Raw genomic sequence first — 13,028 nt, 5'->3', positions numbered from 1 at the left:
TGAATAAATTTCATTTTTCTCTCCTTTAAACCTTTATCTCTTGATTTATGCTAAATAAATACAAATACTTTTCCTTTACTGTTTTCCCCGTCAATATAGAAAGCGCCTCTGCATAAATATCTAATTGCTTTTTGTACCTGTATACTATTTCTTCTTTATTATTATATACCTTATCTGTCTTGTAATCCAAAATAACTATTTGATCGTCCTCTTCAAAGTACACATCGATTACACCTCTAAGCATAATTGATTCATCTTTGTAAGTTTCACTGTTATTTTTAAATTCTTCATCGTTTACGTATATATCGTTCATTTTTATTTGAGTGTATATTTTTTGTTCTCTTTTTACAAAATTTGAAGCTAACATCCTGCTTCCAATAGGAGATTGGAAAAATTTCGATATCTTTCTAGGAGTTAGAACCTTTGATTCCTTTTCAGTTATTATATTTCTCTTTACTAAGCTCTCGATTTGAGCTTTTATTTCATCCTCTGTAGATACCTTGTTTAAATCTAGAACCTCCATTATCAAGTGGACTACTGTACCTCTTTTAGCTCCTGTTAGCTTTTCTTCTTTTTCGTCTTCGTTTATGAATTTGGGTTTCTTAAGTGTAGTTTTTTGTCTGTATAAACTAGCTGATATATCCTCTTCTTCATAAGCCTCTTGTCTTTTCTTTATTTCTGTTACAGATATACTAGCGGCTTTTTTTACAACTGCCTCATAAGGGTATTCGAAATCAAGCTTTCTTTCGATTTCTCCATAGTATTCTGTATCGTTTTTGGATAAATCCATATTGTCTAGAATTTCTCTTATGCCTTCTTTTTCCTGTCTCTCAAAATCTATGTCTTCCTTTTTCCATGTTTTTATAGACCACTTAGATTCATCCTCTATAGATATATCTGTTGATATATTGTACATCTCTCTTATAGATTTTAAATCCTCGTGTTTTATCAATGCCGGCATCATCCAATCTAGATAATTTTTTCCGTTTAAAATATCGTATTTTGAAACTGATTTTTCTCTAGATATATTTGAAGACCACTTGTGGATGTTTTTTTCTATATCTCTTACTGAACCTGTTATTATAAGCTTTTCTTTTGCCCTTGTAAGTGCTACATATAGGATTCTCATCTCCTCTGATATATTTTCTATGTTTATTTTACACTTTAAGGCTTCCTTGGCGATACTTGGATATGAAATTCTTCTCTCGAAATCCACGATTTGTGGTCCGTATCCAAGCTCGTGATGGTACAATACGTCATTTCTAAAGTCCATAGTGTTGAAATTTCTACCCATTCCAGAGCAAATTACTATAGGGAATTCCAAGCCCTTACTTTTGTGGATACTCATTATTCTGACTACATTTGCATTTTCTCCTAGAGTCTTGGCACTTCCCATATCTGAATTTGATTTTTTTAACTTGCTTATAAAATTTATAAAATTAAATATTCCCTTGAAGCTAGTCTCTTCAAATTGTTTAGCCCTTTCAAATAGTATTCTCAAGTTCGCCTGTCTTTGGCTTCCTCCAGGTAGTGCACCACAGTATGCATAATAGCCACTATTTGTATATATATACCATAAAAATTCATCTGTACTCATATACATAGATTTTTCTTGAAGCTCTTTTAAATCGTCTAAGAATCTTCTAACCTTTTGTTTAAGTGGATTTTCTTCTTCTAAATCTTCTTCATTGCATATAAAACCTTCAGGTTCGATATCTTGATAATAATCATATATATTTTCTTGTATCTCAACTTCACCATCTAAATCCTGTTGTTCATCCTCAACGACAACTTCCTGTACATCGATTTTTTCGCCTACAAAAATCTTCATAGCCTCATAAAAGCTGACCTTTTTATCCACAACTCTGATATCGATGAATTCCTCTGGTGTAAAACCATATATAGGAGATCTCAAAATAGCAATAAGTGGAATATCCTGCATTGGATTGTCAATTACCTTTAGATACGACATTATAACTTGTATTTCCATAGTCTCAAAATACCCTTGTCCGATGTCTGCGTAAGTTGGGATATCCATATTTATGAGCTCTTCAGCAAATACAGGCGCCCACGCAGATGTCGCTCTGAGCAAGATCACTATATCCTTGTAATCCACATCTCTGTACATCCCCAATCTCTTGTCAAATACCTGCATTCTCTCGCCGTTTTCATTTGGCTTTAAGATATCCTTTATTATCTTTCCAACCATTCTAGCTTCTATTTGACTTGCATCTAAATCCTCGTCGTCTACCTCTTCCTCCTCAGGATTTTCGACTTCATCTACTTTCTTTTCCATCAAGTGGATTTCTGTAGGTCCACCTAAGATTACTTTTTCATCATCTATCTCTTCAAAGCTCGCACCTAAGTTCAATCTCTCTTCTTCGTTGTACTCTATTTCACCTAGATTTTCGCTCATTATATGCTCAAAAATATAATTTACACTGTCGACTACTTCTTTTCTACTTCTGAAGTTTTTGTATAGCATTATCTTTTTATATTTGCTAGATAAATCTGTATCGTAGGTTGCGTATTTTTGCAAAAATATCTCGGGTTTTGCCTGTCTAAATCTATAAATACTCTGTTTTACATCGCCGACCATAAATCTGTTTGGCTCTTTTTGCTTAGCTATAGTAGAAAGTATTACCTCCTGAACCTGGTTACTGTCTTGGTACTCGTCTATGAATATTTCATAGAATTTGTCTCTATACTCAAGTGCTATATCTGAAGGGATATTTCTTCCATTTTCGTCGAATAAAAATTCTCCGTTTTCATCTGTCTCAGTTAAAATTCTAAGTGCAAAATGCTCTATATCGTTGAAGTCTATTATTCCCTTCTCTCTCTTCTTTTGGCTGTAGATTTCTTCAAATATTAAAACTACATCTGAAAGAGATTTGACTACAGGATATAAAAATCTGATTTCGTCGTTTAAATCCTCGTAAGGCTTATTAAATACAGATCCTCTGATTTTCTCAATTGATTTTTTTGCGTTGTCTCTTATTTTTTTTGCCTTGTCTTTTTCTTCCTTTATATAGTAAGGAGCATCTTTTGGAATTCTCTTTACTCCTTTGGCGTAATTTTCAAATTTTATATTTGAAATTTTATTGTGAGCATCAGTCCACGATGTTTCACATGCAATCGATATATCTTTTATCATTTGGTGCTCTATCCTCAATTTATCTGTGAAAGTCGCCAGTTCATCTATGTCCTCGACATCCTCAATAGCCCTTTGAATAGATTTTTCGATACCCTCAATTTGAATCTTAACAGTTTCAAGTATAGCCTTTGCCCACTTAGATGTCGCAAAATCGAAGTTTTCATCGACATTGAAGTCTTCTGCACTTTCTCTTAGCCATACCTTTGGATATGGAGACGCCATTACAAAGCTGTATATTGATAAAATAAGCTTTTGTAAATTTGTATCTCCTCTTTTTTCTGCATAACAATCCACTAAATAGCAGAATTCCTCGTCGTTTTTCTCGTAAAGCATATCAAATGTCTCATCTATAGCCTCTAATTTCATAAGCGAGCACTCTGTCTCATCTCCTATCCTAAAATTAGGGTCTAAATTTATCTTGTGGAAATTCGACTTTATAACCTCTAGACAAAATGAGTGTATTGTAGTTATGCTCGCCTTATTTAAAAGAACTAGCTGATCTTGAAGGTGTTCGTTTTCTGGGTTTTCGTCTAATTTCTTAGAAATAGCATCTCCTATTCTCTCCCTCATCTCAGATGCAGCTGCATTTGTGAAGGTAACTACTAATAATTTGTCTATATCTATTTTTAAATCCTCATTTAAAATCATCTGGATTATACGCTCTACAAGTACGGCAGTTTTACCAGAGCCGGCAGCAGCCGCAACTAGCAGGTTTCCACCTCTACTGTCGATTACGTTTTGTTGCTCTATTGTCCATTTTGGGGTACTCATTCTTCTTCCACCTCCTCAGCCATCATTCTAATAATTTCCTCGTTCTTTTTATCCTTTATTATTTTGTAATTGTTGTCCTTAAGTGTAGGGTCAAATTGACAAATTGCATTGTATAGGCAGAAATCACATGAAGTTTTGTCCTTGTGTTTGTTAGGATTTATGCTTATATCTCCACCTAGCATGCCTTGACATAATTCTTTTATCTCGTATTTTACGTATTTTCTAAGCACTTCAAATTCTTCATAAGTCACGCCGTTTGTGCTCTTTGACAAGCTTCCATCTTTATTTAAAGTGACTGGAACTATTAGCGATGATTTCACGTCCTCTTCATATAGTGATTTATCCATCTTTTTGATTATGTGCACATCCTTTGCGAGCAATCCCTTCATCTTAGATTGCTTTAAAATTTCCTCGTCAATTTGCTCTTCCTCTTTGTTTTCGTTGAACTTCGCAATCGGATTGTCTATCTTGCAGTATAAAATTGCCGCTGGATGAATACTCCTTCCCTTCTTTATAAAGCTCTCCAATATCGCATCTAGATAGACTAGTAATTGAAGCTGAAGTCCGTAGTAAACTTCTGTAAGGCTTATATTTTTGTCAGATGATTTGTAATCTACTATTCTGATGTATTTATCGTCATTTTCATCAAATTCGTCGATTCTATCTATCTGACCGACTAGATTAATTTCCTTTCCATCCTCTAGTATTATCTTTATAGGCGGATATTTTCCTGTTTGCCCAAAGTTGACTTCGTAGTCTATTGGTTCAAATTCTCCAGATCTAATCTGTGTTGCGATTATATTGATCGCCGCAATCAGCATTCTCTTAAGTCTATATGACAAGTACTTATATCTAGGAGAGCTATTTAATATAAACCCAGGTATTTGCGAAATCATAAAATCTACAATCGAATTTACCTTTTTCTCTATATAAGCTTCGTTGATTTCATTCCATGTTAAATTTTCCTTTTCAAGTGATTTTGAAAACTCATACATTATATTGTGTATAAATGTACCTAAATCAGGTGCTGCAAATGAATACTCTCTTCTCTCCTGTGCCTTTAGACCGTATTGTATAAAATAAGCAAATGGACAAGACGAGTATTTTTCCAGTCTAGATATACTTAAATTATTAGTTTCGTATAATTTCTTTATCTTTTCTTCAGACACATTTTGAACCATATTTGTGTAAGTAAGCCCTGAAATTATCTTAGTCGTAATCTCGCCGTACTTATCGTCATTTGCAAAATATCTATAGACATCTAACCATAGATTTTCTATCTCTTCTCCATTGTCAAATGACTTTATTTTGTTGACCATTCTGTTAAATGTAGGAGATTTTACAGTTACCTCATCTAGCATTTCCTCTTCTGTTTCCTTTTTTAAATCTAATAGGTAGCTCTCTACCTCTAGTTTTTTGAAAATCTTTTTAAGTCTAGAAATTATTATAGAAGGTCTCAAGCTTTTTCCCTCTGAATCTGCAACTGGATAAGTCAAAATCAAATTCTCAGAAGTAGATGTCAATGCCTTATAAACTAAAAACTGCTCCTCAAAAGTCTTTGTCTTGCTGTCTATATCTAGCTCCACTCCTCTATCTAGTAGAGTATTTCTATCCTTGTCGCTAAGTATTCCCTTTTCCTTTGAAATCAAAGGAAATACTCCATCTGTAACTCCGATTAAATAAAGGTACTTCGTGTCTGGATTTTTCATTCTGTCTACACTACTTACTAAGACCTGATCTACACTCGGAGGGACTAATCCGAGCTCGTACTCCTCAAATCCAAGACCTATTATTTTTACGAATTTATCTATTGAGACTACATCATCTCCCATTATTTCTACAATTTGATCTAGTATATCTATCACTATATCCCAAACCTGAGAATACTGGCTCGCGATATCTAGTTCTCCTTTTTCCTTGAAGCTCTCGACTAAATCGTATATATTTTGCTCCATATTTAATTCGACTAAAAAATCGTATATACATCTACATATTTCTCTGCAGCTTTTCTTGCCCTTTAGATTTTCCTGTAGCTTTAAAACAGGGTTTAGCGCTCTATCTTTTATTTGATTTATTCTATCTATAGTAGTAGCTTCTTCCTCTGACATATCAGCGTTGTAATTGTTTATGGCTCTGTACTCCCATTTTTCTTCTAGCCATTTTTTGCCTTTTATGCCGTTTAATATTACGTAATTTTCTATCAGACTGACTTCATCTACTGTTAACCCTATAAATCCGCTTTTTAAGTATCTAAACATTACTTCATACGAATATCTCTTATTTTTCATTTCAAGAGCTGAAGTTATCAAAACTACTATTGGGTTCGACTTTATATCTCTTTTCTTGTCTATGAAATTAGGTATTTCGTATTCGTCGAATATAGAATGTACTAAAAAGTCGTATTTATTTAAATCTCTAGTAGCGACAGTTATATCTCTATATCTCACGTTTTTATCTCTGACTAAATTTACTATCTCCTTGGCGATATGCTCTACCTCATCGTATAGGTTGTTGAATTCCTTGACCTTGATGTAATTGACATCCTTTTCGTACTCCCTATATGGGTAGGCGTTGTAATATCTCTCTAAATGAAGTAGCTCGTCGTTATTTTCAAATCTCTTTATCTTACCCTTATTTAAATCCACGTGTGAATTTATCTTTATTCCATTGTCCATAGCTATTTTTCTTAGCTTCTCATAAGTGTACTTAGTTCTTGAAAAAGGATCGTTTTTTCTGTATTGCAAATAATTCACACTATCTACTGTAAGAGATATCGTCACTTCCTTCGCCTTTCTCATCAAACCAGCTAAAATCGAGTACTGCTTAGGAGTAAACCCTGTGAACTCATCTATATATATGTAGCTCCCGTCAAAATAAGTAGTCTTCTCCAATTTCTGAGCTAGCGAACCTAACATATCCTGAGAATCTATATAATTTTCGTGTAATTGATTTTCAAACGCTTCATAAATCTTGCTTATATCCTTTAGTTTTAGCTTAAGAGTCTCGTTTTGTATATCCTCTGAAATATATTCAAGCATATCGTAATTTACGTTGTACTGCTTTAGCTCACTTATCATCTCACTCATAGAACCGACAAATCCAGTCTGTGTAGCTGCCTTTGAAAATACATTTAAATCGTCTAAAACATTTTCAATTGCCTTATACGTTATCATCGCCTTCCCACTTGAATTTATATTTACGTCTGTTAGACCACCTGCTTGAGTGAACACGAACGCACTCATAGTATTAAATGAGAACACTCTAGTCCTCATATATTTGTCCTTTTGCTCGCCTAAATACAGTGAACTAACCTTTTTTTCCATTTCAAAAGAGTACTGTTCTGGAACTAATAGCACAACAGGTGTCGTCTCATCGTCTTGAACTCGAGCTTTTATTTCATTTAATAGATAGGTGCTCTTTCCGCTGCCACCTCTTCCAAATACAAATCTAAGTCCCATCACTCCTCCTCCTTTATCATTTCGTAATTTATAGATTGATTATTACATAGCTTGTTAAACTCGCAGTATTTACAGTGCTTTTTATTTTTATCTATATACCCATCAAAATCTATACTCTCTATATTATTTATATAATTCTCTATAATAGATTTATTTCTGATATGTTTTTCCTCTGTGTAAGCTATAGTTATAGGTTTTTGATCTATTTTCAATCTAAAGTAATTCATAGTTATATTTTCATAAGGAATATCCTTTTTATAGATTTTAGCGATAATCTCCTTTGCTAAATACATATAAACTACTGTCTGCATTCTACTTTCAATATTTTTATAGCTTGTCTTTTGAGACTCCGTTTTCCAATCCCAAATTTCTATACTATTCTCGCCGATTATGACTAAGTCGTATTTTGCAGATAAATAGCTTCCATATATTTTAGTTCTAACCTCATACTCAGGTAGATAAACCTTCGAATGTTCGATTGGAATCAAGTTTTTGACTTTTTCTATCCAAGATTTAAACTCATCACTTATATTTTCTCCAATTGGAATATTTTTAAAATACCTTTCACACAATAAGTGAAATTCACTTCCTGTTTTTAAGCCCTTGTAGTATTCTCTGCTCTCTATACCTTCGAACTTCCAGTTTATATTATCTATGTATTTATATTTAAACTTCAAAGGACATGATTTAAATGTGTTAAGTGAATTCTGACTGTAGACAAAGTGTTTAAGTTTTTCATTCATTATTTAATCATCTCCTTCTCTCTTTTTATTATTTCGTTTAATTTTCTCAAATATAGACAAGGCCTTTGCTCTTGCTTTTTGTTGTCTTCTTCTGTTTTGAAACTGCTACCGGACATTATAAGCATTTCCTTTGCTCTAGTTATTCCAACGTATAATAATCTGATTTTTTCATTTATCAAATCGATTTTAGTCTGTTTATAATGATTTTCTGTCAATTTTCCATTTACAATCAAATCTATCTGGCTTTTAATCAGTGCCTCTGTATTTTTGTATTTGTCCTTTAAATACCATTTGTCGCACTGGAATTTACAATTTATATTATCCGGGAAATTATACTGAGTCATTTGAAGTAGAAATACACAGTCCCATTCCATACCCTTTGATTTGTGGTAATTGCAAACTGTTATACTTCCAGGCTGTGGTTCATACCCATTTATCTCATAAACTACATCTATTATATGATTGAATACCTTATTGCTTCCATCTGATAAGACATCTAATACCTCTTTCAAGGTTAAGTTCGGAGTTTCATTTATCAAATATCTGACGTAAAATGCCACATAATCGACGAGTGCTTTTTCCTCTTCTTCTAGAACAAGTCTGTCCTTTATAAATAAAATTAGCTTGTCTATTCTTATAGTAGAATAATCTAAAATTTCAACTAAAACATCTAATCCTCTTTTAAAAGTTACATACATCTCACATTTATCGTCTATTATTAGAGGTTTGTCCTTTATATCTGTGTATAAAAGCTCCTCGACGCTATACTTTTCTAGCATATTTAGAAAATCCTTTTTACCTTCTTTATTATCTGTCTTGATAAATACATCTGAAAGCACTTTTATAAGCTTATCTATTTTATCGCAGTTTATTATAAAATCTATTATATCTGCTAAATTATTTATAACTCTTCTCTTATTTTTTGAATTTGGACCTAACTCCTCAAATTCTAATTCTTCTCTTTCAAGCACTTTTGCAACTTGACTTACCTGTGCGTTATAAGGAACCAATATACCTATGCTTTTATCTGGATATTTGTTTTTTATACCTTTTACATATCTGACAGTTTTTTCTATTTCCTCTTCAAATGTATTGTACCATCTAGTGCTTATTTGATATCCATCTGGCTGTGGATTTTCCTTGTAACCTTGTCCCTTTTCTACTGTTTGTATCTCGATTTCCTGAAGAGCCTCTCTGCATTCTAACTGTTTCAGTTCGTTACATACAAATTTTACAAGGCTATTAGCCAGATTTAATATGTCCTTAGAGCTTCTATTAGACATATTCATCTCGTAGCAGTGCTCTGCATCGTGCATAAACTGCTTAAAAAATTTAGGATCTGAGGATGAAAATGTACCTGTTATACTTTGGTTAATATCTCCAACTCTGACTAAATTATTGCTCTTTTCACAGATTAATTTAATTATTTTTCCTTGAATCTCATTTGAATCCTGGCACTCATCCTCGAATACATATCTGTACTTGTTTTGAAATTTCTCCCTCAAGCCTTCATCTACACATAGAGTCTTGTACGCGTAAATCAACAAATCGTCGTAATCTAAAAGGCCGTTTTGTTTTAATTTTTTATCGTATTCTTTATATATAAAAGTTATTATTTTTAAAATTCCCTTATTGCTATAGGTCATCTCGTCTAGCTTTTTAGGGGTTATATCGTTGTACTTTAGAGAGCTTATTGCACTTGAAACTAAATCGAAAAATCCACCCTCCCAAGCATCTAGCTGTCTCTGGTACCACGTTGGATTTTTTTGTTCTTTTAAAAAATACCTAAAAGCTGTCTCTCCACCGCTAGCTCTAAATGTGCTTATACAATCGTTTAATATCACAGTCTTTTGTAGCTCGTCGGCTATATTGAATTCATCACTCAGCATCATGACCTCTGGCTTTTCCTTGATTATCTTGACTGCAAGCGAATGTATAGTCATGACTTCAAATCCATTTGTGGACTCGATGCCCTTTTCCTCTAGAATTTTTTTGATTCTTCCTTTGAAGTTGTTGACTGCACTGTTCATATATGTCAGGATTAGGATTTTTCCCTTTTGGTTTTTATTTTCAGTCAAAAGCTTGGCTACTAGATTAGTGACTATAAAGGTCTTGCCAGCGCCTGGAACTGCCGGTACTGCCATAGTGCCCTCGCTGTAGTTTATTATAGGTATTTGGTCTTTTCTATAATTTATCTCACTCAAAATCTTCATCCCCCTTGTCAATTAATCTAAGCACTAAGCTGTACAATCCGCTCTCCTGAATATACCCATTTATAGAGTAGTCGCTTTTATATGCATATACTCTTTCACACGATTTTAATAGATTGTAAACAGTGTTGTAAAGGTAGTACTTTTTGTAGTCGTCTTCTATTTCACTCGTATAAACTTTGCCTTCTTCAAATGATTTTTTTAAAACTATTGGATTCGACAAGTCTCTCTCGATTTTCATATTCCAAGCATTGCTGCCTATATCTACCCAGATTTGAACCTTTCTATTTATTCTATTGTATATATACGAAAAAGGCGTGCTTATCAATACTTTATCCTGCGATTTTATATCCTCTATATCCCTAGCTACAAAGTAGTCCTTTATAAATCTCTTCAGAGAAGTTAAGAAAATCTCCTCCTTGCTCTTATTATCCTTTAAATCCAATTTATCCAAACACTCTGTAAAAGCTTCACTTTCCGAAACTATATTTTTGCAAATCGACACGTTTTTTCTGCCTTCTTTTAAATTCAAAACCTTATCTATGTAGAATTTTATTAAAAATTCTCCTATGCTTAAATTTTCATCTCTCTTTTCTTCTATATATTTTATTATCTCTATATAAGATTCATCTTTATCCCTATTTTTGTATATTTTACATGATTTTATTCTATTTACATCAAATAGAATTTGGATAAAATTTATAAATTCCTCTTCCTTGACGTGATTTTGGAGTTTGCAGAAAATTGCCACTGCCACATATAGAAGATTTCCATATGGATAATCTATAATTTTGCTGTCCTTTTTAGTGCTCAAAACCTCTATTTTGCTTTTTTCAAGCTCAGTTGAAATGTCGTAATCCAACACAGGTGTATTGACAGGAGTTATTATACATATATCCCCCATAGATACGCCTTTACCAACTAGCTCTTTTACCTTATCTATTATTCTAGCTATCATCTCACTGTATAATTGACTAGATTGATCTAGTTCTATCTTTACAGGCATATTTATTAAATCAAAAATACCTACATTCGAATAATATTGATCCTCTTCTAGTAAATTATCGCATACATATTTTAGATCATTTTTTATAAAAGAAGAAAAATATTTATTACCGTCTAAATAAAGATATATCTCCTTATCTCGTTTATCAAAAAAATCTATTAGCGATACCTGACTAGCACCTATATTTTGCAAATCATCCACAAATAAATAATCATATCTCTCAGATAGTTGCTCTAAATAAAGCTCATCCTTTAACAAATAATTATTGTATAAATAAACACTGATGCTATTATCCACCATAGAATTTTTGAGCATTTCCTGCATATATTCGCCTATTATCTCGTCCATTTGGCTATACGAAAATCTGTCTATATTGTCTTTATTAGATTTTGAATTGTATATTTTCTCACCTATAGTCCTATAGTCTATATCGTTATAGATAGCATGATCTAAATTATTCACAATATTAGAAGCTATAGATCTATTAGTCCCCGTAATATCTGCAAAGTAATTTTTTTGATTTCTATTATCTGCCACCTTGGTCTCAAATATATAAGTCTTTAAATTAGTCGATATAAAAATCGGAGACAAGCTTTTATTTACTATATCTTTACAAACACCAGATATAATAGGCCAGTACTTTGTAATCTCCTCTCTTACAAATTGACTGTAAGTACATATTTTGAGTTCCTCACTCAAATCCAAATTCATCTGTCTTATGTAATTTAATCTAATCACATTATTGTCGACTAGCATCAATATATTATTCGATTTAAAATTGTTGTTTTTTATTATCTCTAAATATTTTTTTACAATATTTTTTCTATCCTCTAAGCTCGTAAATAAATTTTTCACACCATCACCTTCTCTCAAAAGATTAAAGCCTGCATTTAGCAAGCTTCGACCTCTTACATATTTATTAAAGTACTTCTTTAAATAAATTCAAAACATTTTTATAGAATATATGTTCTATTTCATCCTCCGTAAATCCTTCTTTTTTCATTTTTTTCGCTAAAATTTGCATTTTTGATGCGTTCTCTACCTCGACTCTACAGCTGATTCCGTCGAAGTCGCTTCCAAGACCGATACATTCGATTCCGCCTATATTTTTTATGTACTTCATATGTGCTATCATATCGTCTATTTTAGCATCAGAACTAGAAGTAGCATTGTCGTTTAAAAAATATGAGAAGAAATTAATTCCCATAACTCCACCTCTATCTGATAATTTTTTTATCATATCATCTGTTAAATTACGTTTATTGTTACACAATCCTCTCGCATTTGAATGGCTAGCTACAAAAGGCTTTTTAGTATTTTCTAGTATATCGTAAAAGCCTGCATCTGATAAATGTGAAACATCTATTATAATACCTAATCTTTCGATTTCTTCTATGAATTCAAATCCAGTTTTCTTCAATCCTCTATCAACAACTAACTCGCCATCTATTATTTCATTGGGAAATCCAAGCTCGTTTTCATAATTCCAAGTAAGAGTCATCATCCTAACTCCTAGTCTATAAAAATTTCTAAGAATACCTAAATCTCCCTGACAACAAGCTCCTTCTTCTATAGACAAAAGAGCCGACATCTTATTTTGCTCTGAGTTTCTCAATATATCCTGATATGACAAAACTAATCCTATGTCGTCCCTATTAGCTTCGATCTCATTGTGAAATAAGTCTA

6 protein-coding genes are annotated in these 13,028 nt (G+C 32.6%); all 6 read right to left on the bottom strand.

The window, feature by feature from the left end:
* Window positions 1–25: 25 nt before the first annotated feature.
* Entirely contained in the window at window positions 26–3,925 is a 3,900-nt protein-coding gene (gene addA, locus MR593_RS05595; protein ID WP_290690643.1) for a helicase-exonuclease AddAB subunit AddA, read from the bottom strand.
* On the bottom strand, window positions 3,922–7,383 hold the full coding sequence (addB, locus tag MR593_RS05590) for a helicase-exonuclease AddAB subunit AddB (protein ID WP_290690641.1): 3,462 nt from the start codon (window positions 7,381–7,383) through the stop codon (window positions 3,922–3,924). The genes addA and addB overlap by 4 nt, the downstream gene beginning before the upstream one ends.
* Window positions 7,383–8,126 (bottom strand): PD-(D/E)XK nuclease family protein, encoded by a 744-nt coding sequence (locus MR593_RS05585; protein WP_290690639.1) that lies wholly within the window; start codon window positions 8,124–8,126, stop codon window positions 7,383–7,385. The genes addB and MR593_RS05585 overlap by 1 nt, the downstream gene beginning before the upstream one ends.
* Complete coding sequence (locus MR593_RS05580) at window positions 8,126–10,339, bottom strand: ATP-dependent helicase (protein WP_290690636.1); 2,214 nt, start codon at window positions 10,337–10,339, stop codon at window positions 8,126–8,128. The genes MR593_RS05585 and MR593_RS05580 overlap by 1 nt, the downstream gene beginning before the upstream one ends.
* Window positions 10,323–12,239, bottom strand: a complete 1,917-nt coding sequence (locus MR593_RS05575; protein WP_290690633.1) for a UvrD-helicase domain-containing protein — start codon at window positions 12,237–12,239, stop codon at window positions 10,323–10,325. The genes MR593_RS05580 and MR593_RS05575 overlap by 17 nt, the downstream gene beginning before the upstream one ends.
* A 22-nt stretch (window positions 12,240–12,261) precedes the next feature.
* A partial coding sequence (locus MR593_RS05570) for a dipeptidase (protein ID WP_290690630.1) occupies window positions 12,262–13,028 on the bottom strand: 767 nt, incomplete at its 5' end.

The organism is Intestinibacter sp., assembly GCF_022780145.1.
GTDB lineage: Bacteria > Bacillota > Clostridia > Peptostreptococcales > Peptostreptococcaceae > Intestinibacter.
The sequence above is the reverse complement of the archived record's forward strand: the minus strand, read 5'-3'. Positions and strand labels throughout refer to the sequence as shown.

Bases quoted from the DNA above. Each gene is read 5' to 3' on its own strand.
- addA (WP_290690643.1), bottom strand. From the start codon at position 3,925: ATGAGTACCCCAAAATGGACAATAGAGCAACAAAACGTAATCGACAGT.
- addB (WP_290690641.1), bottom strand. From the start codon at position 7,383: ATGGGACTTAGATTTGTATTTGGAAGAGGTGGCAGCGGAAAGAGCACC.
- MR593_RS05585 (WP_290690639.1), bottom strand. From the start codon at position 8,126: ATGAATGAAAAACTTAAACACTTTGTCTACAGTCAGAATTCACTTAAC.
- MR593_RS05580 (WP_290690636.1), bottom strand. From the start codon at position 10,339: ATGAAGATTTTGAGTGAGATAAATTATAGAAAAGACCAAATACCTATA.